The organism is Halomonas sp. AOP7-B1-5 (assembly GCF_052353045.1).
GTDB classification, from domain to species: domain Bacteria; phylum Pseudomonadota; class Gammaproteobacteria; order Pseudomonadales; family Halomonadaceae; genus Vreelandella; species Vreelandella colorata.
The window spans coordinates 59179-82603 of sequence record NZ_JBQTDC010000012.1 but is presented as its reverse complement, the minus strand read 5'-3'; the positions used below and the strand labels follow the sequence as shown (position 1 = coordinate 82603).

At 51.9% G+C, this 23425-nt stretch carries 20 protein-coding genes; 17 read left to right on the top strand and 3 right to left on the bottom strand.

Annotation, left to right across the window (positions count from 1 at the left end; genetic code table 11):
- The first annotated feature begins 46 nt into the window (after positions 1–46).
- From infC to ACT3XD_RS08435, 8 genes are all read left to right on the top strand, one after another.
- On the top strand, positions 47–538 hold the full coding sequence (gene infC, locus ACT3XD_RS08470; RefSeq protein WP_018916263.1) for a translation initiation factor IF-3: 492 nt from the start codon (positions 47–49) through the stop codon (positions 536–538).
- Between the two features lie 81 nt (positions 539–619).
- Positions 620–814, top strand: coding sequence for a 50S ribosomal protein L35 (gene rpmI / locus ACT3XD_RS08465; RefSeq protein ID WP_009724291.1), 195 nt, complete (start codon positions 620–622; stop codon positions 812–814).
- Between the two features lie 56 nt (positions 815–870).
- Positions 871–1224 (top strand): 50S ribosomal protein L20, encoded by a 354-nt coding sequence (gene rplT, locus ACT3XD_RS08460; RefSeq protein WP_018916261.1) that lies wholly within the window; start codon positions 871–873, stop codon positions 1222–1224.
- A 153-nt stretch (positions 1225–1377) separates the two neighbouring features.
- Entirely contained in the window at positions 1378–2397 is a 1020-nt protein-coding gene (gene pheS / locus ACT3XD_RS08455; protein WP_192538555.1) for a phenylalanine--tRNA ligase subunit alpha, read from the top strand.
- Positions 2398–2423: 26 nt separating this feature from the next.
- Positions 2424–4805, top strand: a complete 2382-nt coding sequence (gene pheT, locus ACT3XD_RS08450) for a phenylalanine--tRNA ligase subunit beta (RefSeq protein WP_192538556.1) — start codon at positions 2424–2426, stop codon at positions 4803–4805.
- 60 nt (positions 4806–4865) lie between these two features.
- A complete protein-coding gene (locus ACT3XD_RS08445) occupies positions 4866–5165 on the top strand; it encodes an integration host factor subunit alpha (protein WP_018916258.1) in 300 nt (99 codons plus the stop codon).
- Between the two features lie 338 nt (positions 5166–5503).
- The gene (locus ACT3XD_RS08440) at positions 5504–5965 is read left to right on the top strand and encodes a flavodoxin domain-containing protein (RefSeq protein WP_192538557.1); all 462 of its coding nucleotides are present in this window, start codon (positions 5504–5506) and stop codon (positions 5963–5965) included.
- A gap of 2 nt (positions 5966–5967) precedes the next feature.
- Positions 5968–6345 (top strand): hypothetical protein, encoded by a 378-nt coding sequence (locus ACT3XD_RS08435; protein WP_225736202.1) that lies wholly within the window; start codon positions 5968–5970, stop codon positions 6343–6345.
- Between the two features lie 116 nt (positions 6346–6461).
- On the opposite strand, the gene ACT3XD_RS08430 is transcribed toward ACT3XD_RS08435, so the two are convergent.
- The gene (locus tag ACT3XD_RS08430) at positions 6462–8960 is read right to left on the bottom strand and encodes an EAL domain-containing protein (protein ID WP_225736203.1); all 2499 of its coding nucleotides are present in this window, start codon (positions 8958–8960) and stop codon (positions 6462–6464) included.
- A gap of 241 nt (positions 8961–9201) precedes the next feature.
- Here ACT3XD_RS08430 and tig point away from each other — a divergent pair, with 241 nt between their 5' ends.
- The 6 genes from tig to ACT3XD_RS08400 all read left to right on the top strand — a co-directional run bounded on the left by tig (position 9202) and on the right by ACT3XD_RS08400 (position 17619).
- Positions 9202–10554: a trigger factor gene (gene tig, locus ACT3XD_RS08425; protein WP_192538558.1), complete on the top strand. Its 1353-nt coding sequence runs from the start codon at positions 9202–9204 to the stop codon at positions 10552–10554.
- A 69-nt stretch (positions 10555–10623) separates the two neighbouring features.
- Positions 10624–11241, top strand: coding sequence for an ATP-dependent Clp endopeptidase proteolytic subunit ClpP (clpP, locus tag ACT3XD_RS08420; RefSeq protein ID WP_192538559.1), 618 nt, complete (start codon positions 10624–10626; stop codon positions 11239–11241).
- A 74-nt stretch (positions 11242–11315) separates the two neighbouring features.
- The gene (gene clpX, locus ACT3XD_RS08415) at positions 11316–12596 is read left to right on the top strand and encodes an ATP-dependent Clp protease ATP-binding subunit ClpX (RefSeq protein ID WP_192538560.1); all 1281 of its coding nucleotides are present in this window, start codon (positions 11316–11318) and stop codon (positions 12594–12596) included.
- A gap of 190 nt (positions 12597–12786) precedes the next feature.
- On the top strand, positions 12787–15189 hold the full coding sequence (gene lon / locus ACT3XD_RS08410; protein ID WP_192538561.1) for an endopeptidase La: 2403 nt from the start codon (positions 12787–12789) through the stop codon (positions 15187–15189).
- A gap of 191 nt (positions 15190–15380) precedes the next feature.
- Entirely contained in the window at positions 15381–15653 is a 273-nt protein-coding gene (locus tag ACT3XD_RS08405) for an HU family DNA-binding protein (RefSeq protein ID WP_018916250.1), read from the top strand.
- 148 nt (positions 15654–15801) lie between these two features.
- A complete protein-coding gene (locus tag ACT3XD_RS08400) occupies positions 15802–17619 on the top strand; it encodes a SurA N-terminal domain-containing protein (protein ID WP_192538562.1) in 1818 nt (605 codons plus the stop codon).
- Positions 17620–17711: 92 nt separating this feature from the next.
- Here the strand turns inward: ACT3XD_RS08400 and ACT3XD_RS08395 are convergent, their stop codons facing one another.
- Together ACT3XD_RS08395 and ACT3XD_RS08390 are read right to left on the bottom strand one after the other, a co-directional pair.
- The gene (locus tag ACT3XD_RS08395) at positions 17712–18485 is read right to left on the bottom strand and encodes a UDP-2,3-diacylglucosamine diphosphatase (RefSeq protein WP_192538563.1); all 774 of its coding nucleotides are present in this window, start codon (positions 18483–18485) and stop codon (positions 17712–17714) included.
- 15 nt (positions 18486–18500) lie between these two features.
- A complete protein-coding gene (locus ACT3XD_RS08390; protein ID WP_018916247.1) occupies positions 18501–19001 on the bottom strand; it encodes a peptidylprolyl isomerase in 501 nt (166 codons plus the stop codon).
- Between the two features lie 156 nt (positions 19002–19157).
- Between ACT3XD_RS08390 and ACT3XD_RS08385 the strand changes: the two genes are divergently transcribed.
- The 3 genes from ACT3XD_RS08385 (at position 19158) to osmF (ending at position 23425) form a co-directional block, all read left to right on the top strand.
- On the top strand, positions 19158–20837 hold the full coding sequence (locus ACT3XD_RS08385; RefSeq protein WP_192538564.1) for a glutamine--tRNA ligase/YqeY domain fusion protein: 1680 nt from the start codon (positions 19158–19160) through the stop codon (positions 20835–20837).
- A gap of 11 nt (positions 20838–20848) precedes the next feature.
- The gene (gene cysS / locus ACT3XD_RS08380) at positions 20849–22252 is read left to right on the top strand and encodes a cysteine--tRNA ligase (RefSeq protein WP_192538565.1); all 1404 of its coding nucleotides are present in this window, start codon (positions 20849–20851) and stop codon (positions 22250–22252) included.
- Positions 22253–22513: 261 nt separating this feature from the next.
- Entirely contained in the window at positions 22514–23425 is a 912-nt protein-coding gene (osmF, locus tag ACT3XD_RS08375) for a glycine betaine ABC transporter substrate-binding protein OsmF (protein WP_192538566.1), read from the top strand.

The following is a 23425-nucleotide window of genomic DNA, read 5'->3' as shown; positions in this document are numbered from 1 at the left end:
CAAGCGAAGCAACCAGCGCGGGCGTCCAGCAGACAAACGCCCACCAATGAACGAGCGAATTACCGAAGAAGAAGTGCGTCTAATCGATGCTGAAGGTGAGCAGTTGGGTGTTGTGCCCACCACCGAAGCTATTGAGCGTGCGGAAGCTGCCGGTTTAGACCTTGTGCAAATTTCGAATGCCGATCCCATCGTCTGTAAGATTATGGATTACGGTAAATTCGTTTTTGAGACGAAGAAGCAAAAAGCGGCTCAAAAGAAAAAGCAAAAGCAAATCCAGGTCAAGGAAGTTAAATTCCGTCCTGGCACCGATGAAGGCGATTATCAGGTGAAATTGAAAAACCTGATTCGCTTTTTGGAAGGTGGTGACAAGGGTAAGGTCACATTGCGCTTCCGTGGTCGTGAAATGGCGCACCAGGACATCGGCCGCAAGCTGATGGAGCGGATCGCGGCAGACCTGGAAGAGATCGGAGCGGTGGAGTCTTTCCCGAAAATGGAAGGCCGCCAGATGATCATGATTCTTGCCCCGAAAAAGAAGTGATCCAACGGCGAAGCCAACGGGCCATCGCGTAGGCGATGGTCGGCCCTGGGTTTTCTAAAAAATATCGAGCGGAGTTTTCTCATGCCGAAAATCAAAAGCAACAGCGGCGCTGCAAAGCGCTTCAAAAAGACCGCTAATGGCTTCAAGCACAAGCAGTCTTTCCGTAGCCACATCTTGACCAAGAAATCGACTAAGCGTAAGCGTCAGCTGCGTGGTATGAAGCAGATTCATGCTTCTGACAAAGCGTTGATCCAACGCATGCTGCCGAACCTATAAGTCGAATTTTCTTGTCTGAGTGCTTTAAGCCTCAGCTATAAAGTCAGGAGTGTGTTATGACCCGTGTTAAGCGTGGTGTAGTGGCCCGTCGTCGCCATAAAAAAGTATTGAAGCAGGCTAAAGGTTACTACGGTGCCCGTTCGCGTGTTTTCCGTGTAGCTAAGCAGGCCGTAATTAAAGCGGGCCAGTATGCTTATCGTGACCGCCGTAACCGTAAGCGTCAGTTCCGTGCGCTGTGGATTCAGCGTATTAACGCTGCTGCGCGCATCAACGGTATGTCTTACAGCCGCTTTGTTGGCGGTTTGAAGAAAGCCGGTATCGAAATTGACCGTAAAGTATTGGCTGATCTGGCTGTACACGAAAAAGCTGCTTTTGCTGCTATCGTGGAAAAAGCCAAGGCTGCCCAATAACGTCATACGCTGCGCGACTGCCAGCGTGAATTGACGAAGGTCATTTCAGTGTGACCCGCAGGGGAAGAGCAGCCGCTCTTCCCCTGTTTTTTTGTCACCTTCAACGTGCTACGCCCTCATTACGAGGGAACCGCTTAATTCGGAGTGAAACGGATGGACCACCTTCCTACTCTGGTATCTGAGGCTCGTGATGCCATCCAGGCCTCGCAAGATGTCGCTACGCTAGAGGAATTGCGAGTTCGCTACCTGGGCAAAAAAGGCGAAGTAACTGCTTTGCTGAAAGGCTTGGGTAAACTATCGGCTGAAGAGCGTCCGGCTGCCGGTGAGCGCATCAACCAGGCCAAGCAAACCTTGGCAAGTGAAATTGATGCCAAGCGTCAGCAGCTTGAAAGCGCTGCACTAAACGCGCGTTTGGCAGCTGAACGGATCGACGTTACGTTACCCGGCCGTCATCAGGCGAGTGGCGGTCTGCATCCTGTGACACGCACGCTTGAGCGTATTGAAAGCCTATTTACACGCATTGGCTATGACGTCGCGGTAGGGCCTGAAATTGAAGATGATTATCACAATTTCGAGGCGCTCAATATTCCAGCGCACCACCCTGCGCGCGGCATGGCCGATACGTTTTATTTCGATGCAACGCGTCTGCTGAGAACACATACATCGCCGGTACAGGTACGTACCATGAAAGAGAGCGAGCCGCCGATTCGTATTGTATGTCCTGGCCGCGTGTACCGTAGCGATTCGGATCTCACCCATACGCCGATGTTTCATCAGGTTGAAGGATTGCTGGTGGATGAAGGGGTCAGCTTTGCCGACCTGAAAGGTACAATCGAAGATTTCCTGCAGGCGTTTTTTGAGCGTGATGATCTTTCCGTACGCTTCCGGCCTTCATACTTCCCGTTTACTGAGCCTTCTGCCGAAGTCGATATTCAATGCGTCATGTGCAGTGGCTCAGGATGCCGTGTCTGTTCGCACAGCGGTTGGCTTGAAGTGATGGGCTGCGGCATGGTGCATCCAGAAGTATTCCGTCACTCAGGTATTGATACTGAACGCTATACCGGCTTTGCCTTTGGTATGGGGGCTGAGCGCCTGGCGATGCTGCGTTACGGTGTGAACGACCTGCGTTTGTTCTTTGAAAATGACCTGCGCTTCTTGCGCCAATTCGCTTAAGACCGCTGCCGAACACAGGAACGATCATGAAATTTTCAGAACAGTGGCTGCGCGAATGGGTATCGCCGCAGCTGGACACGCAGGCGATTGCAGATCAGATCACCATGGCCGGCTTAGAGGTCGATGCCGTTGAGGCGGTAGCCGCTGCGTTTAGTGGCGTTGTCGTGGCTGAAGTGCTTACCAAAGAGAAGCACCCTGATGCCGATAAGTTAAACGTTTGTACCGTAAACGATGGTACCGGCGAGCCGGTGCAAGTGGTCTGCGGTGCGGCCAATGTCGATATCGGTCAGAAAATACCGTTCGCTCAGGTGGGCGGTGTCTTGCCCGGCGATTTTAAAATTAAAAAGGCGAAACTGCGTGGCGTTGAATCACGCGGCATGATTTGTTCAGCATCAGAGCTTGGGCTTGAGGAAGATACCTCGCCAGGTATTTTGGTACTGGCGGATTCTGCACCTGTTGGCGTCGATTTCCGTGAGTATATGCACCTCAATGATATGACCATTGAGGTGGATCTAACGCCGAACCGTGGTGACTGTTTAAGCGTTAAGGGCCTGGCCCGTGAAGTGGGTGTGCTTAATCGTCTTGCCGTAACGCCGCCGGTTATTGAGCCCGTTGCCCCGGTAATTGACGACACCTTTGCTATTAGCGTTGAAGCGCCTGAGCAGTGCCCTCGCTATATTGGCCGTGTTATCAAGGGCATCAATGTAAAAGCAGAAACACCGCTCTGGATGGTAGAGCGCCTGCGTCGTAGCGGTATTCGCTCCATCGACCCTGTGGTTGATGTTACCAACTACGTCATGCTTGAGCTCGGGCAGCCGATGCATGCATTTGATCGCGATAACCTGAACGGCCGCATCATTGTACGCATGGCGAAAGAGGGTGAGCGGTTAACGCTGTTGGATGGCCAAGACGTTGCCCTGCGCCCTGAAACGCTGATGATTGCGGACGATACGGGGCCGCTTGCCATGGCGGGTGTCATGGGCGGAGAAAATTCAGGGGTCAACGAAACCACCCAGACGATTTTCTTGGAGTCGGCCTTTTTTACCCCGCTGGCTATTGCCGGTCAGGCGCGCTCCTACGGCCTGCATACGGATGCGTCACACCGCTTTGAGCGTGGCGTGGATCCTGAGCTTGCTAAAGTAGCCGTTGAGCGGGCAACCCGCTTGTTGATCGAAATCTGCGGCGGTCAACCAGGACCTGTCACTGAATGCGTCAGTGAGGCGGATGTCCCTGCTTCACGCACTATTTTGCTGCGTGAGGCGCGTCTGGAAAGTGCGCTTTCCAAGAAGCTAGCCACTGATGACGTCACTGATATTCTGACACGGTTGGGGCTTGAGGTAAGTCTTCAGGCAGAAGGTTGGTCCGCTGTTGCACCCAGCTGGCGGTTCGATGTGGCGATTGAAGAAGATCTAATCGAAGAGATCGCGCGGATTCATGGCTACAACAATCTGCCCGTTCGCCGGCCTGCTGCGCGATTAGCGCTGCGTTCTGCTGATGAAGCGACACTGACCCAGGCGCAGCTGCGTCATCAGATGGTGGCGCGTGGTTTCCAGGAAGCTATTACTTACAGCTTTGTTGCTCCTGAGCTGCAGGCCGCTCTGTTGCCTGATGCTGTCTCTCCAGTGCTTGCCAATCCTATCTCCGCCGACCTGTCGGTGATGCGGGCAAGCTTGTTCCCAGGTCTTGTGCGGGCCATGGAACATAATTTGAATCGTCAGCAAAACCGCGTACGGCTATTTGAGACGGGCCTGGTATTTAATGGCGAATTAGACCAGCTTTCTCAGGTGCCCATGATGGGTGCGTTAGTCTGTGGCACTCGGGAAACCGAAGGCTGGACTGGCTCGAAAGAGCGTATCGACTTTTACGATCTAAAAGGGGATCTGGAAAGTCTTTTAGCCCTGGGGGGCAACCCCGATGCATGGCGTTTTGAGCCAGCTGAGCATTCGGCGCTGCATCCCGGGCAAAGTGCCGAGATACTGTGTAATGGCGAGCACGCTGGCTGGATTGGCACGCTACACCCACAGGTGCGTGCAAAACTTGGTCTGAAAGTGGACGCTGTACTGTTTGAGGTCCGGCTGGATACCCTAAGCCAAGGCCAGATTCCCGCCTTTGAAGCCTTATCGCGTTATCCTGAAGTGCGTCGCGATTTAGCTTTCATCGTTAAAAGCGCAGTGCCCGTGCAGGCCTTGCTGGATTGCGCCAAAGAAAAAGCCGGTGATTACTTAAAAGACATTAAGCTATTTGATGTCTATGCTGGTAAAGGCGTGGCGGACGACCATAAGAGTATTGCTTTAGGCTTGACCTGGCAGCATCCTTCACGCACGCTAAACGATGAAGAAATCAATCAGTTGGTAGATTCCATCGTGACACAAGTGCGTGTCCAATTGGAGGCTGAGCTACGCGGCTGACAATAATATGCACGACGCTTATCACGTTCTTGGCAATGCGTTTGCTATAAGGAGGTCCCTATGGGTGCGTTGACCAAAGCAGAGTTGGCAGAGCATTTACATACTGAGCTGGCACTATCTAAGCGAGAAGCAAAAGCCATGGTCGAAGCTTTTTTTGAAGAGATTCGAGCCTGCTTACGAGAAAATGAACAGGTCAAGCTGTCAGGGTTTGGCAACTTTGACCTGCGTGATAAGCGTGAGCGGCCAGGGCGCAACCCTAAAACCGGTGAAGAAATACCTATTTCTGCTCGCCGGGTGGTAACGTTTCGTCCAGGCCAAAAGCTAAAGCAGCAAGTCGAGCATTACGTGCAAAACAAGTAGCGCTTGATAGGAAGGGAAGTAGCGCTTGATAGGGATAGTGCTTAATAGGGATCGCATTGCTATTAGACTGTCTCGGCTATACAAACGGAGTGCTTCTAAGCACTCCGTTTTTTTACAGTAGTAAAAGACGTGGTTATGACGATTGGCCGCATCCGCAGTATAGCGCTAAGAAGCACATGTGAGCGTAGGGGTATGAAAATCGGCTGCGTTGCCGACGGTGAACCCCGCGCCATCAAAATGGGTCGTATAAGCAAGCTATGTTAATATCTTGTACAAATTCAGACGGCTATTTGCAAGGCAGCGGATTGGCGCCGTGAACATGAAAGGTGATAGCAATAATGCCTCAATTGAAGATATTGGTTGGTACGATGTACGGTGGCGCTTTAGATGTGGCTGAGCAGGTAAAGCCACTCTTTGAGCAAGCCGGATTTGGCGTTGACATTGTTGAGCAGCCCACGCTTGATGATTTGACAAGCGATGAGGATATTTCATTGTTTGTGATTTCAACAACCGGTAATGGTGATTTTCCCGGTAATTTCGTTCCTTTTGTGCGTGGCCTGAGTGATAAAAGCCCTGCACTTACGGGACTTCGCTATGGTCTGATTGCGTTAGGGGATAGCTCCTATGGCGATACTTTCTGCGGCGCTGGCAGAAAGCTGGATAGCCTGCTTGAAGATCACGGTGCGCGTCGGATGGGTGAGCGGTTGGAAGTAGATGCCATGGAAACCTTTATGGCCGATGACGCTGCGGTACCTTGGGTCGAGGAATGGATCGAAGAGCAGCAGATAAAGGTAGCCTAACGATGCAGCAAACAACGCCTTATTCAGCTGAGCGCGTCAGCGTTGCGCTGGGGCTATGTATAGTGATGCTGGCATCTTTGCCACGCTTTATGGCGGGCGGACATAGCACCCGTCAAACACTGATTATAATGGCGGTAGTTTTCGTAGCTGCTGCCGCAATAGCGCAATGGCGCCTATTAACCAGCGATAGTCGACGGAAACTGCCTAGGCTGGGTATTCGGTTTGCGCTAATGCTTGTCATCGGCGCAGTGATTATGGGTATCTGGCACGCAATTTTTACCACCTGGATTAGCTGGCAAGTGTTTATATCTCATGCGGCTACCTGCGGCTTGTTAATTCATGCGGTAAGCCTATGGTGGGGACATGAACGCCGCAGGTAATCCATAGCTGGCTAAATAGGCAGATTATAAAGGCGCCTTTTTAAGCGCCTTTATACTGTGTTTGGTAGGCATGATGCTGTTTAGCAGGCATGAGTGGTTCATTGGTAGTGAAGCGTTCAGTTCGCTTCGAGTAATTCAGCAAAGTGGCTGGCCGGCTGGGGTTTGGCTATATAAAATCCTTGAATAAAGTCGATAGCGTATTCTCCCAGCAGATTCCATTGCTGCTCCGTTTCAACGCCTTCGGCGACTACTTTTAAACCCAGTTCACGGGCAAGGCTTGCAATCGCTGCAACAATGGTACGGCTGCTGTTTTCTTGTGGGTGCAAGGCCTCAATAAAACTGCGATCTATTTTAAGGCTATGGGCGGGAATGTTATGCAAATAGCTTAGTGAGGAATAGCCTGTGCCAAAATCATCCAGCGCAATACCACAACCCAATGCACGTAGTTGTTTGAGCAGGGTCGCTCCCTCTGCTTCGCGGTTAAGCAGCATGCTTTCGGTTAGCTCAAAGGTGATCAAAGCGGGGGAAAGCTGGCTATCACGTAATTTCTGAGAAATATGATTAACGAAATTGGACTGCCAAAACTGAGCGGTGGAAAGGTTAATGGCCACAGAGATTAGCTTTTTTCCTGTAGCCTTCCATGCCCGCATGTCAGCAAGTACCAGGTCGATTACCTTTTCGCCTAACGGCAAAATTAAGCCTGAGCGTTCTGCAAGAGGAATAAACTCACCCGGTGGTATCAGGCCGCGCTGTGGATGCCTCCAGCGAACGAGCGCCTCGGCAGAGGCGAGCTGGCGATTGTTGCGCTGAACTAGCGGCTGGTAAGCCATGTATAAGCCTTCGCCGGTTTCAACCGCGTTACGCAAGGCCGTTTCCATGCTTAATTGGTCACGCGCCTGCTGATCGACAGCCGCCTGATATAGGCGATAGGTATTTCGCCCTTCACGTTTGGCACGATACATTGCTGCATCGGCATGCTGGATTAATGCCTCAGAAGTGCTGCCGTCATCAGGGTAAAGGCTAATGCCCAAGCTGGAACCAATGCGAAAACTGTGGCCGTGTAACGTGTAAGGTGCGCCGACGGCGTCAATTAAGCGTTGGGCAACGGTAGAGGCTTCGGAAAAACCATTAATATTAGGCAGTAATGCAATAAATTCGTCTCCGCCCAGTCGTGCGAGCGTATCATCTTCGCGTAGTTTGGCCGTCATACGCTCGGCAACACTTAACAGAAGGTCATCTCCTAGGGCGTGTCCCAATGTGTCGTTTACCTGCTTGAAATGGTCCAAATCGATAAATATCACCGCCAGCTGTTCTGTGGCGCGGTGGGCGTGGCGAATAGCCAGAGTGATGCGATCTTCAAGCAGGCGACGATTGGGTAGCCGTGTTAACACATCGTAGTAGGCCAAGTGGCGAATCTGCTCTTCGTTTTCACGCATGTGCGTGATATCTGAAAAGAGTCCGGCGTAGTGCTGTGTTATGCCCATGTCATCGCGAATAGCCGTGATGGTCAGTAGCTCAAGATATAGCTCACCTGATTTACGCCGATTCCATACCTCGCCTCGCCAATAGCCATCTGCTTTTAGGGTATTCCACATTTGCTCATAGAACGCTGCATCTTGCCGGCCTGAACCTAGCACGTTTGGCGTCTTGCCCAGTACATCATCCAGGCTATAGCCGGTTAAGTGGGTGAAGGCAGGATTCACAAATTCAATACATGCTGCAGCATCGGTAATGATAATTCCTTCCAGCGATGAATCAATTACTCGCTCTGCCAACTGCAGGTTTTGATTCGAGCGCGCCAGCGCTTGATCGCGTTGCTTAAGGGCATCGCGTAAGTCGGCAAGATACAAGTATTCAGCGCCGTGAAGTATGTCGGAAAATCCAAGCAAGCCGATGATATCGCCATCGCTATTGTGAACAGCTAAGTGGCGTACACGGTAATCAATCAAAAGATCACGTGCGTTGATTAATGGTGCGGTTGCCTCAATAGAGATCAATGGCTGACTAGCCAGATACTTCACCGGGGTATCATCGGATTGATTGGCGATAAACGATACGATGTCACGCTCAGTAATAATGCCGAGCTGATCATTGCATAGAATAATCGCAGCATCTTGATGGTGATTGCGCATTTGTAATGCAGCTTCCGCCAAATTTAGCGAGCCATCAATTATTAGTGGGTTGCATCGCATTGCAGCATGTACTTCGCGAAGGCGAAGGTAGGGCTCTAATCCCTCATTAACGGCAATGTCGGTTTGCGATAAAATCCCGATTGGCTGCTGTTCTTCATTAATGATCAGGAGATGGCGAAGCTTGTGGGTATTGAGAAGGAGAGTCGCTTCGCTTAGCAACATTTGATGCGTTGCGGTATATACCGGTGCAGACATAAAATCAGCGATAGGCCGCATGAGGGCAGAGGGCGTATCGAAATTAATTGTTAGGGCGTCATGCTCTGTCCAGATACCCACAGCTTTTTGATTTTCCATAATGACAATGGAGCTACAGTGACGCTCGGTCATGCGTTTTGCAGCCTGATAAAGGGGAGTGTCGGCTGCGCAGTGCAAAATGCTGGTTTGCATGATGCGTGAAATGGGTAAATCTTGATGAATAGTCATGAGTATCGTTACGATAGCCAGTAAAGGTTGCTAAGTTGTAGGTAGCATACCGTATTGAGCAAATAATTCTTTGGCCAAGGTCTAAAAGTAATAAATTAGTCACTTATTCCCTTGTAATTAATCGCTGTGCCCCCATCTTGCGAGCATGGCGCTTGCCACCTTGCGCTAGGGTTCATAAAATTGCCCCTTAGAATTTATTTAAACACAGTTAACATAACGCCCAGCCGCTAGAGGACAATTCATGCAAGTTTCCGTCGAGACGACCTCCCAGATCGAACGCCGTATTACTATTCAAGTACCGGCTGCCGAAATCGACGAGGCTGTCAGTGCTCGCCTGATAGACACCGCGAAAAACGTGCGCCTGAATGGTTTTCGTCAAGGCCGGGTGCCGATGTCCGTCGTTCGTCAGCGCTACAGCGACAGCGTCCGCAGTGAAGTGGTGGGTGAGGTGATGCGCGAGCGCTATGTACGTGCGATCACCGAAGAAGGCCTTAATCCGGCTGGCTACCCCCAGATCGAGCCTCAGGTTAACCAGACTGGCAAAGATCTAGAATTTGTAGCGATCATGGAAATCTACCCCGAGGTTGAGCTGACATCGATTGAAGGTACCGATGTTGAGCGCCCGGTGGTTAGCGTAAGCGATGCTGACGTTGATGAAATGATTGAAACACTGCGCAAACAGAATGCTGATTGGCAGGAAACTGATGCGCCGGCAGCTGATGGCGATCAGGTGACTATCGATTTCCAGGGTTTCCTGGGCGATGAGCCGTTTGAAGGTGGTAGTGCAGAAGGCCACTCCTTGGTTATTGGCTCCAACAGCTTTATTCCAGGCTTTGAAGAGCAGCTGATCGGTGCTAAAGCCGGCGAAGATAAAACCATTAAAGTGACCTTCCCAGAAGATTACCAAGCCGAACACTTGGCTGGTAAGGAAGCAAGCTTTAACGTTACGGTTCATAAAGTCAGCACACAGAAACTACCTGAAATTGATGCTGCCTTCATTGAGCGCTTCGGCGTTGAAGATGGCGACCAGGAAAAATTCCGCGCTGAAATTAAGAAAAACATGACTCGTGAAGCGACGCAGGCCGTCGATAATCGTGTTAAGCAGCAAGTGCTGGACGCGCTGAAAAAAGCCAATGACATCATGGTGCCGAGCGCACTGGTTCAGCAAGAAACCGATGCCATGAAGCGTCAAGCGGCACAGCAGTTCGGTCTGGGAGAAGACTTCGATGTTAGTCAGCTGCCCAATGAGCTTTTCGAAGAGCAGGCTAAAGGCCGCGTTCAGGTAGGCCTTCTGCTGGCTGAAGTAATCAAAGCTAATGAGCTTGACGCTGACGATTCTGCTATAAAAGCGAAAGTAGAAGAACTTGCCGAGCAGTACCAGGATCCTTCCGAGGTTGTTGAGTACTACATGAGCAACGATCAGCTGAAAACTCAGGTAAAATCTGCCATTCTCGAAGAGAAAGCGGTAGACAAGCTGCTTGAGCAAACGAACGTTAAAGATGTTGAAATGTCTTATCAGGAAGCACTAGCTGCCGCTCAGCAACAGGCTGAGCAAGACGAGGGTGCTGAAGAAGGCGAGAAAGCGGACGCCTAAGTTACCCCATCAGCGCGGCGCACTGCTTGCGGTGCGCCTTTCCCTTACCGGACGCAAGGAATCACCTTAATGAGTGAATTTGATATTCAAAACGCCGGCGGTTTAGTGCCCATGGTGGTTGAGCAGAGCGCCAAAGGGGAAAGAGCCTATGATATTTACTCGCGTCTGCTGAAAGAACGCGTGATTTTCCTGGTTGGCCCTGTTGAAGACTACATGGCTAACCTGGTGGTCGCTCAGATGTTGTTCCTTGAATCGGAAAATCCCGATAAGGATATCCACCTTTACATCAACTCACCGGGCGGATCGGTAACTGCAGGTATGTCGATTTATGACACAATGCAGTTTGTTAAGCCCGATGTATCAACCGTGTGCATTGGTCAAGCGGCCAGCATGGGCGCACTGCTGTTAACAGCCGGTGCGGCAGGCAAGCGTTATTGCCTTCCCAACTCGCGCGTTATGATTCATCAGCCGCTGGGTGGCTATCAGGGGCAGGCTTCTGATATCGAAATCCACACCCGTGAGATTTTAGGTATCCGCGAGAAGCTCAATCAGATTTTGGCGCACCATACCGGCCAGGATTTAGAAACGGTTGCCCGTGATACTGATCGTGATAACTTTATGAGCGCCAATAAAGCTCAAGAGTATGGCTTGATTGACGCAGTGCTGGATAAGCGGCCTACATCCTGATAGCGTGATGAGGTTTTGCTTTTCTAACGAGCTTTTATGGCGGTGTAAGCCGCCGCAGTGACAGAGGTACGCGAATGGCCGACGGCAAAGGCAAGGACGAAGGTGGCAAACTGCTTTACTGCTCGTTTTGCGGAAAAAACCAAAACGAAGTGCGTAAGCTAATTGCTGGTCCGTCCGTATATATCTGCGATGAGTGTGTCGACTTATGTAATGACATCATTCGCGAGGAAGTTCTCGAAGCCGATGCCGAGAGCGATGAGGAGCGTTTACCTACGCCTCGCGAAATACGTCATACCCTGGACGACTACGTCATCGGACAAGACCGCGCCAAGATGGTGCTGTCTGTAGCGGTTTATAACCACTACAAGCGTCTTAAAGCGGATGTGCGTGATGGCGATGTAGAACTAGGTAAATCCAATATTCTGCTCATCGGCCCGACAGGTAGCGGTAAAACGCTGCTGGCGGAAACCATGGCGCGTTTATTGAACGTACCTTTCACCATTGCGGATGCAACAACGCTGACCGAAGCAGGTTATGTGGGTGAAGATGTTGAAAACATCATCCAAAAACTGCTGCAAAAATGCGACTACGATGTAGAGAAAGCCGAGCGCGGCATTGTTTACATTGATGAAATCGACAAGATTTCACGCAAGTCAGATAACCCGTCCATTACACGTGATGTATCGGGCGAGGGCGTGCAGCAGGCGCTACTCAAACTGATTGAGGGCACCACGGCCTCTGTACCGCCTCAAGGCGGGCGTAAGCATCCACAGCAGGAATTTGTTCAGGTTAATACTGGCAATATTCTGTTCATTGTGGGCGGTGCTTTCGCTGGGCTGGATAAGGTTATCCGTGACCGTGCTGAAAAAGGCGGCATCGGGTTCAATGCCAGCGTAAAAAGCAAAGAGTCATCGCGCGGTGTGGGCGAGCTGTTGGCGGATGTCGAACCTGAGGATCTGGTGAAATTTGGTTTGATTCCAGAGTTCGTTGGTCGTCTTCCGGTGATCGCGACGCTAACCGAGCTTACCGAAGATGCGCTGGTGCAGATTTTGACAGAGCCTAAAAACTCTCTCATCAAGCAGTATGCGAAGCTCTTCGAAATGGAGGGCGTAACGCTTGAGTTCAGAGATGAAGCGTTGCGGGCGGTTGCTGGTAAGGCAATGGAGCGTAAAACAGGTGCACGTGGCCTGCGCTCGATCCTTGAATCAGTATTGCTTGACACCATGTATGAAATTCCTTCATTGGAAAACGTCAGCAAGGTGGTTATCGATGGTTCGGTAATTGCTGGTGAAAGCGAGCCGCTTTTAGTGTACTCAAAGCAGGAAGAAGCGAAGGTTGATGGCACTGATGGCTAGTAATGAATCAATAGCCGCGGCCTAGCTTTAAGCGCTTGCGCCAATTCGAGGGGTCGCCTAGGCGGCCCCTCGTTGTTCATAAGGTGTCACTGCGTAGCATGCTCTACACTGCGTAGTACTTTTCATACAGTGATGTACTTGGCTAAGCGTTTTATCGAGTACTCATCCGATTTGTTGAGGAACGTCTGCGATGCAGCAGAACGCCGAACAGACTCAATGTCTACCCCTATTACCATTGCGGGATGTCGTGGTTTACCCGCAGATGGTTATCCCGCTATTTGTGGGTCGTGAAAAGTCGATCCAAGCGCTTGAAGCGGCGATGGAAGCTGATAAGCGTGTATTGCTGGTGGCTCAACGCGAAGCTTCCCAGGACGAGCCGGATAATGCTGATCTTTACGCCATGGGAACCGTGGCGGATATTATGCAGCTGCTGAAACTGCCTGACGGCACGGTAAAAGTGCTGATAGAGGGCAGCTTTCGCGCAGATGTACTTGAGATCGAAGAGAACGAAGCGGGCTACACCCAGGCGCACCTGTCTCCGCGTGAGAGCGAGCCACTAAGTAGTCGCGAGCAGGAAGCGCTTGTGCGTGTGCTGCTTAATCAGTTCGAGCAATACGTCAAACTGTCCAAAAAAGTGCCTAACGAGGTGCTTAACTCGCTATCAGGTATTGAGGACCCAAGCCGTTTGGTGGATACCATCTGCGCTCACTTATCGCTGAAAATTGGCGATAAGCAAGAGCTTTTAGAGATGGATCGAGTGCGTGATCGCATCGAACACCTCATGGCGTTGATCGAGTCCGAAATTGATCTGCTTCAGGTAGAAAAGCGCATCCGCTCGCGGGTTAAAGAGCAGATGGAGAAAACACAGCGCGAGTACTACCTTAACGAGCAGATGAAGGCCATCCAGAAAGAAATGGGTGAGCTCGACAACGTGCCTAACGAGGCGGAAAAGTACGAGAAGGCAATCAAAGAGTCAGGCATGCCTCAAGAGGCCGCCGCTAAAGCGACTCAAGAGCTTAACAAGCTCAAAATGATGGCCACTAACTCTGCCGAGTCGACCGTTGTACGCTCCTACCTTGACTGGTTGATAGCAGTACCTTGGAAAAAACGCACGCGCGTGAAGCACGATCTAGTCAAAGCGCAAGAGGTGCTTGATGAGGATCATTACGGCCTGGAAGAAGTCAAGGCGCGCATTCTTGAGTACCTGGCCGTACAAAAGCGCGTTCGCAAGATGAAAGGCCCGGTGCTGTGTCTGGTAGGCCCGCCAGGGGTGGGTAAGACCTCTCTGGGTCAGTCGATTGCGCGGGCGACGAACCGCAAGTACGTGCGCTTGGCACTGGGCGGTGTGCGCGATGAATCTGAAATCCGGGGGCACCGACGCACCTATATCGGTTCGCTGCCGGGCAAGCTAATGCAGCGCATGAGTCGTGCAGGTGTTAAGAATCCGCTCTTTTTGCTGGATGAAGTCGATAAGCTAGGCATGGATCATCGTGGCGACCCAGCCTCGGCACTTCTTGAAGTATTGGATCCAGAGCAAAACAACAGTTTCAGCGATCACTACCTTGAACTCGATTATGATCTCTCGGAAACGCTGTTTATCTGTACTGCCAACTCCATGAATATTCCTGGTCCGCTTTTGGACCGTATGGAAATTATTCGTCTGCCTGGCTACACCGAAGATGAGAAGCTGGCGATCGCACGGCGTTACCTGCTGCCTAAGCAACTTGCAGCTAATGGCTTGAAAACCGACGAGCTGGCGCTTCAAGATGACGCGCTGTTAGAGCTTATTCATTACTATACGCGTGAAGCCGGTGTCCGGGAGTTAGAGCGGCAAATTGCGAAGGTGTGTCGTAAGGTACTTCGTGAGCGTCTTGAGAGTAAGGGGCTTGAAGAGCAGCAGGTTCTATCTGCCGAGCAGATTGAGACCTATGCGGGCGTAAGGCGCTACAGCTATGGTTTGGCAGAGCAGGATGATCAGATCGGCCGTGTGACAGGCCTTGCCTGGACATCGGTGGGTGGCGAGCTTTTAAGCATCGAGTCGGTGGTTACGCCGGGTAAAGGACGCATCCATAAAACCGGCTCGCTGGGCGATGTCATGAAAGAGTCGGTTAGCGCGGCGCAAACGGTTGTCAAAGCGCGCGCCAAAGGCTTTGGTATCGACCCTGCGCGGTTTGAGGTTGAAGACCTGCATATCCATGTGCCTGAAGGCGCGACGCCTAAAGATGGCCCCAGCGCGGGCGTGGCAATGGTTACGGCAATGGTCTCGGCCTATACACAGCGTGCGGTACGTTGCGATGTCGCCATGACCGGTGAAGTGAACCTGCGTGGTGAAGTTCTGCCGATTGGCGGCTTGAAGGAGAAATTGCTGGCAGCCCGCCGCGGTGGTATAAAGACTGTCTTGATTCCTGAAGAAAACCGTCGTGATCTCAAGGAAGTACCGGAAAATATCAAAGGGGCACTTGATATTCGTCCGGTACGCTGGATAGATGATGTATTGGCAGTGGCGTTAGTTAGTAATGAAAACGATGGAGGTGCTCCGTTAAAGAGCACTGAGTCATCGTTTGACGCCTCCGCCGTCGCCAATACCCATTAATTTTAAAGCCATTGGTCTTTAATTTTACTTAATAAATTTGCCCAATGCCTTGTGCGGCGGGCATTTCACGGCGTGGTTGCTTGACAGGTGTTTCAAGGCATTGCTATAAAACGCAGCTATGCTTTGAGGTTGTACCTTCTGGTGGCCATGCCGTTCAGAGCCATTTTTTTGAAACAGTTAAGGGGTGAAGTGTGAATAAGTCCGAGCTGATTGAAGCCATTGCCGCGTCTGCCGATATTCCTAAAGCAGCGGCAACCCGCGCATTGGATGCCATGGTGGAGTCTGTCACCGAGAGCCTCAAAAAAGGTGAAGGCGTTTCACTGGTAGGTTTTGGTACCTTCGCAATTAAAGAACGTGCTGCACGTACTGGTCGTAACCCGCAGACTGGTCAGCCTATTGAGATCAAAGCTGCTAAAGTACCCAGCTTCAAAGCAGGCAAGGCGCTGAAAGACGCCGTCAATTAATTGATCTGTGTTTAAGTAATCTAATGGGCGCATCGCATCCGCGATGCGCCCATGTTATTTTCTGGCCTGGTATTTAAGGGGTTATCCGAAAACAATTTTCGGGCAACATTAAGGTTTATTTGTATGGCTGTGTTTATCTGAGGCTAGCATGCTGCAAAGTATTCGAAATGGCTCCAGAAGCTGGGGCGCCAAAATTATTATCGGTCTCATGGTAGCTGCCATGGCGCTGTTTGGGGTGGAATCCCTGTTTAGTGTCTTTGGTAGTGATCCCAATGAGGTCGCAAGCGTTAACGGCGAGCCCATCATGCGTCAGCAGGTGGAGCTTGAAGTGCAGCGGGCGCTGCGCTCTGGCCAAGTGCCGCCAGAGCAGGAACGCGCGCTACGCAATGACATGCTTGATCAGCTGATTACACAGCAACTGCTAACGCAGTACGCCGATGACGGCGGTTTTTTTGTTTCCGATGCACAGCTAGATCAGATCATTGTTGGCCTGCCCGAGTTTCATGACCAGGAAGGCCGTTTCTCAGCTGAGATTTTCCGCAACCGTCTGGCAGGCGCAGGCTACACGCCTGTCTCATTTAGGCAAGACCTGCGGGTTGACATCAAACGTCAGCACTTGCAGCAAGGTCTGGCGTTTAGTGATTTTAGCCTGCCAAGCGAACAGAATCGTTTAGCGGAGCTGCAGCGTCAGCAGCGCAGTTTCCGTTACGTATTGTTGGATAACGATAACGCCAATATCGAGACCAATGTCACCGACGAGCAGGTGCAAGCCTACTATGATGCCAATCAGGAGCGCTTTGAGCGTCCTGAGCAAGTGCGCGTCGAATATGTGCTGATTGATCGTCAGGAGATGGCTTCTGAAAGCGATGTCGATGAACAGACTCTGCGCAATGCGTGGCGTGAACAGAATCAAAATGCCGATCGACGTATCTCGCATATCATGGTGGCATTTGGCGATGAGCGCACTCGTGATGAAGCGCGCGAGATTGCTGAAACCGCAAAAAGCGATCTAGAAAGCGGTGAAACCTTTGCTGACACCGCACTGCGTTACTCTGATGATACGGCCAGTGCCGAAGAGGGTGGAGATTTAGGCACGATTTCGCGTGGCATTTTTGGCGAGGAGTTTGATAATGCCGCCTTTGCCCTCGAAGAAGGAGACACTTCTTCAGTGGTGGAGATTGACGGTGCATTCCATATCCTTCAAGTGACCGAAATCGATGCGCCTGCATTTGAAGAGCAGCGTGAGATGCTGCGCCAGAACGTTGCCCTTACTGAAGTCAACGACACGTTTAATACCAAAGTGCAGCAGCTGATTGATGAAAGTTTCGCCGCTGAAGATTTGCAAAGCGTTGCCGACCAGCTGGACCTAACCCTCAATCAGACCGACTGGCTTGCCCGTGGTGAAGGGGAAGGCGTCCTTTCTGAGCCAGGCGTGCTGGATGAAGCCTTTAGCGACGAAGTCTTGGGAGATGGCTATAACAGCGAAGTCATCGAATTGGATGATGACCGTCGCCTGGTGCTGCGTGTCGCAGAGCATCGCGATGCAACATTGATTGGCCTGGATGAAGTGCGCGATGAAGTAGAGCAATCCGTCGTGGTAGAACAGCGCCAGCAGGCCGTGCTGGAGCAGGCGCAAGCCATGACCGCTGAGCTTAATGCCGGTGAGTCGGTCGATGTCGATTGGCTGGAGGCCGCCAATGTGAGCCGCCAGTCGGAGAGCGCATTGCCTCAGGCATTAGTGCAGGAAGCCTTCCGCATGCCACATCCAGAAGATGGCGAGAGCCTTTATCGGGCAGTTGTGTTGCCGCAGGGCGTTGCCGTGGTGGCCTTGGATGAGGTCTCTGACGGTGAGGTTGACGAACAGATGTCAGGTTTTGTCGCGCAAATGTCAGAGCAGTTAAGAGCTCAGGCAGTGATTCAAGGCTTGATTGATAACCTGCATCAGGATGCCGATATCAAGCGCTAGTCTACTCGCGTAAGGCGAGCGCCTAAGATAACAACTGAGATAAAAAGCCGATCAAATTGATCGGCTTTTTTTATCGCTAGATTATGAACAGACTAAGCCGCTGGAGGCGTTGTCAGGTCAAACTGGCGCAAGTGTGGCATGGTATTGTGATCTGATCGTTCAATGATCACATCCCAGCCGTGCTGATTATCCCAGTCGCCCAGTACAAAGCGCTTGGCAGGCACATCTTCCACCGTAAGGTCGTGCACCTTTGGCCGATGGGTATGGCCATGGATCATGGTAGTAAGGCCGAAGCGCTCCATCAGTGCCACGACTTCGTCCTGGGTCACATCCATGATCGCCTCAGCCTTGTTGGCATTGGCATCACCCGACTGTAACCGCAAGCTTTTAGCCAGTTCCAGGCGCTGCTCAAACGGCAGGGCCAGTATTTGAGCCTGCCATTCAGGATTGCGTGACTGCTGGCGAAAGGCCATATAGGCCTCATCCTTGGTGCATAAGCTGTCGCCATGCAGCAGGGCAACCGCCAGGCCTTCCAGCTCCACTTCCTGTACATCCGAGAGAAGCGATGCCTGGCAGGCATTGATAAAGCGATCACCCAATAAGAAATCCCGGTTGCCATGCATTATGTAAATGGCTGTACCGTTATCGCTCAGCTGGCGTAAGCGTTGGATAACCCCATGAGCCACCGCACTCAGCGGGTGCTGAGTATCAAGCAGGTCATCGCCAATCCACGCGTCAAAAAGATCGCCCAGTATATAAAGGGCATTGGCTCCTTGAGCAGTTTGGTCCAAATAGCGATAAAACCCCTGATTGATCTCAGGGGTGTCGCTGCTTAGGTGCATATCAGCTACAAGCAGTGTGCGCATAAAGCTCCCGAAGGGTTATTCCGCTTCTTTTACATAGGCACGCTCAATAATCACGTCTTCCGCTGGCACATCGGCGTGCATGCCGCGGCGAGTAGTGCTCACGCCCTTAATAGCGTTAACCACATCCATACCTTCAACTACTTCACCGAAAACCGCGTAACCCCAGCCTTGCAGGCTTTTGCCGCTATGGTCTAAAAAGCTGTTGTCGCCCACATTGATAAAAAACTGAGCGGTAGCCGAGTTCGGATCCTGGGTGCGGGCCATGGCCAGCGTGCCAACGGTGTTTTTCAAGCCGTTGTCCGCTTCATTTTCGATCGGGTCACGCGTAGGCTTCTGATTAAAGTCCTGGTCAAAACCACCGCCTTGGACCATGAATCCGTCGATGACCCGGTGAAACAGTGTGCCATCGTAGAAGCCGTCACGAACATACTGCTCAAAGTTAGCCGCTGTTACCGGCGCTTTTTCATGATTAAGCGCGATAGTGATGTCACCGTGGTTCGTCTGTAATACGATCATAGATAAATTCCTGTTCAATAAAGGCGTTCGCCTTGGCGCTGTGCATCGGCGTCACGCTATAATAGCGGTTTTGCCCTGCACCGCGAAGCGCTAACCCGATTAGCGTAGGTACTGGTTGCCTGGCACGCCATCCACCACGAGGTTTTCAACACCACCATGACCAACGAGACCACCCCAGCGCCGAACTTCATTCGCAACCAAGTACGCGACGAAATCGAGGGCGGCCAGGTCACAAAAATCGTGACACGTTTCCCCCCTGAGCCCAACGGCTTTCTGCACATCGGTCATGCAAAATCGATCTGCTTGAACTTCGGGTTGGCGGAGCAAATGGGTGGTGACTGTCATCTGCGTTTTGACGACACCAACCCCGCAAAAGAAGAGCAGGCGTATATCGATGCCATTAAAGAGGACGTCAGCTGGTTAGGCTTTAACTGGGCGGGCCCGGTTCGCTTTGCCTCAGACTACTTTGATCAGCTTTACGCCTGGGCGCAGCATCTGATTCGCGAAGACAAAGCCTACGTGGATGATCTTTCACCCGATGAGATTCGTGAGTATCGCGGCACGTTAACGGCACCTGGCAAGCCAAGCCCTTATCGCGAACGCAGCGTCGAAGAAAATCTGGATCTGTTGGAGCGTATGCGCGCCGGTGAATTTGGCGAAAGCGAGAAAGTCTTGCGCGCCAAAATCGATATGGCATCGCCCAACATCAACCTGCGCGATCCGATCCTGTATCGCATTCGTCATGCAAGCCACCACCAGACGGGCGATAAATGGAAGATCTATCCTTCCTATGATTTTACCCATGGCCAGTCGGATGCGATCGAAGGGATTACCCACTCGATTTGTACTCTTGAGTTTGAAGACCACCGTCCCCTGTATGAGTGGTTCCTTAACAATCTGCCGGTGCCTGCAAAGCCGCGTCAGATCGAGTTTGCACGCCTGAATCTTGATTACACGCTGACCTCCAAGCGCAAATTGAAGCTGTTGGTTGACGAGCAGATTGTGGACGGCTGGGATGACCCGCGGATGCCGACGATTTCCGGTATGCGCCGCCGTGGTTATACCGCTGCCTCTATTCGTAAATTCTGCGAAATGATCGGGGTAACCCGCGCTGATGGTGGGCTGGTGGATATTGCCATGCTGACGCACGCCATTCGCTCGGACCTTGAAGATAACGCGCCGCGTGCCATGTGCGTATTGAAGCCGCTTAAAGTGCTCCTAACCAATGTGGCTGAAGGTCATGAAGAGGTGTACGAAGTGCCGGGCCACCCCGCGCGTGACGATATGCCGATGCGCAAAGTGCCGTTTAGTCGAGAGCTTTACATCGACCAGGACGACTTTATGGAAGACGCGCCCAAGAAGTTCTTCCGCTTGGCACCAGGTAAAGAAGTCCGCCTACGCAATAGCTACGTCATCCGTTGTGATGATGTGATTAAAGACGCGGCGGGCGAGATCACTGAGCTTCACTGTTTAGTTGATTTTGATACGTTAGGTAAAAACCCGGAAGGGCGTAAGGTCAAAGGCGTCATCCACTGGGTGAGTGCGGCTCACGGCGTTCCCATGGAAGTACGCCTGTATGACAACCTGTTTATGGTAGAGCAGCCTGACCGTGATAAAGACGTCGATTTCCTGGAACACCTGAATCCAGAATCACTCAGCGTATGCCAGGCGATTGGCGAACCGAGCCTTGCCGATGCAGCGTCTGAAGCACGTTTTCAGTTTGAGCGGGTAGGCTACTTCTGTGCTGACCGCCACCTGTCCAAACCGGGTCAGCTGGTGTTTAACCGTACCGTAGGATTAAAAGATAGCTGGGCGAAAATCAAACAGAAAGGCTAAGGAATAGTCATATGCAAATTTACAATACGCTGACGCGTCGCAAAGAACCATTTACTCCGCTGGTCGCGGGTAAAGTGAGCATGTATGTCTGCGGCATGACGGTGTATGACTATTGTCACCTTGGCCATGCGCGCGTCATGGTCGCGTTTGATGTCATTACCCGCTATCTACGCCATCGGGACTACGATGTTACCTACGTGCGCAACATCACCGATATCGACGATAAGATCCTCAAGCGTGCCGAGGAAAACGGGGAAAGCATTACCGCGCTTACGGAACGCATGATTGACGCCATGCATGAAGATGAAGCGCGGCTGAATGTGCTGCCTCCCAGCCATGAGCCCCGGGCAACGGGGCATATTGGCGATATCGTCGCGATGATCGAAACGCTAATTGCTAAAGGTTTCGCCTACCCCGCTGACAACGGCGATGTGTACTACCGGGTGCGTAAATTTACCGATTACGGCAAGCTCAATAACCGCCAGCTTGATGACATGCGTTCAGGCGCACGGGTTGATGTGGATGTTCATAAAGAAGATCCGCTCGATTTTGTGCTCTGGAAGGCCGCAAAACCGGGTGAAGCACACTGGCCGTCCCCGTGGGGCAACGGCCGTCCTGGCTGGCATATTGAGTGTTCCGCCATGTCGACCTGCTGTCTGGGCGATACTTTCGATATTCATGGTGGCGGGCCTGATTTGACCTTCCCCCACCATGAAAACGAAATTGCCCAGTCAGAAGCCGCGACGGGTAAAACTTACGTCAATACCTGGATGCATGCGGGTGCGGTGCGGGTTAATCAGGAAAAGATGTCGAAATCCCTGGGCAACTTTTTTACTATTCGCGATGTGCTGGTTGACCACGACCCGGAGGTAGTGCGCTATTTGTTAGTGGCCAGCCACTACCGGAGCGCGATCAACTACTCGATCGATTCTCTACATGAAGCCAGAAAGTCGTTAACGCGCTTTTACACCGCGCTGGAAGGCGTGGAGAGCGATAGCCAGGATGCTCAGGCAGACGCTGTCGGCAACTATCGAGAGCGCTTTACGGCCGTGATGGATGACGACTTCAATACGCCTGAAGCGCTTGCCGTGCTCTTTGACTTGGCCCGGGACTTGAATCGCGCCAAGAGCGAAGCGCCTGAAAAAGCTCGTCCGCTGGCCGCTGAGCTTAAACAGCTCGCCGGCCTATTGGGCCTTCTTCAGCAAGCACCCCAGGCGTTTTTAAAGGGTACGCAATCGCAAACCGCTGCGTTAAGCGAAACGGCAATTGAAGAAAAGATTGCTCAGCGCCACGCGGCGAAAGCGGACAAGGATTTTGCCCAGGCGGATGCCATTCGTGACGAATTGGCTGCGTTAGGCATTATTCTGAAAGACTCCCGGGAAGGAACCACCTGGGTGGTTGAATCTCCGCAATAGGCATATGTAGGCCAGGCGCCGCATTAGCGGCGTCTGGCATCCGCGCAAATGCCTCTTATACTGGAGTTTATAACCTCAGTATTTATAAATTCACGCTTCGTAAGGACAGGGTTTATAGATACGGGGTTTATAAACACAGCATTTATAAATGTAGAACCTGTAAATGCCAGGATGTGTAGGCAAGCTGGCGTGAGCGTCAGTTTGCCTACAACGCTCAGCAACGACCCCTTCAATAAAGACGTCTACTAAAGGATTGCCAAGATGCGCTTTACAATGAAACCTTTGCTATTGGTGACCAGCCTCTCGCTGGTAACACTCTCTCAAGCGAGCGCGAACGACCCCGTCGTGGTGTCTTCCAAGATCGATACGGAAGGTGCCGTGCTAGGCGAGCTGATCATTCAGACGCTGGAGCGCAACGGTATCGCCACTGAAAACCGTCTACAGCTGGGGGCGACCAATGTTGTGCGTACTGCGCTGACGACCGGTGAAATAGATCTGTACCCTGAATATACCGGTAACGGCGCGTTCTTCTTTGACATGGCTGACAGTGATGTGTGGAAAGACCCCGAACAGGCCTACCAGACCGTACGCGAACAGGATGCTCAAAACGGGTTGGTGTGGTTAACGCCGGCGAGTGCCAATAACACTTGGGCCATGAGTATTCGTGAAGATGTCGCCAGCGAGCATAATTTAAAAACGCTGGATGATTTAGCCGCCTATATCGCTGATGGAGGGGATTTCAAATTCGCAGCCAGCGCTGAGTTCGTTGAGTCCGCCCAAGCGCTCCCTGCGTTTCAGGAGGCTTATGGGTTTGAACTGACGGCAGATCAGCTGCTGGTACTTTCAGGGGGCAATACCGCCGCGACAATGCGCGCTGCGGCCCAACAGACCAGCGGTGTTAATGGTGCCATGACCTACGGGACCGACGGTGGATTAAACGCGCTGGGTCTGGTGGTGTTAGAGGATACGCGAGGCGTTCAGCCGGTGTATCAGCCGTCGCCTGTTGTGCGTGAAAGCGTTTTAGACGCCTATCCGGATATCGAGCCGCTGCTTGAAGAGGTTTTTTCAACTCTCGATGAAGTAACCCTGCAGGAACTTAATGCCAACGTAGCCGTTAATGGCCTATCGGCGGATCAAGTCGCCAACGACTATCTCGACAGTCTGGATAACTAA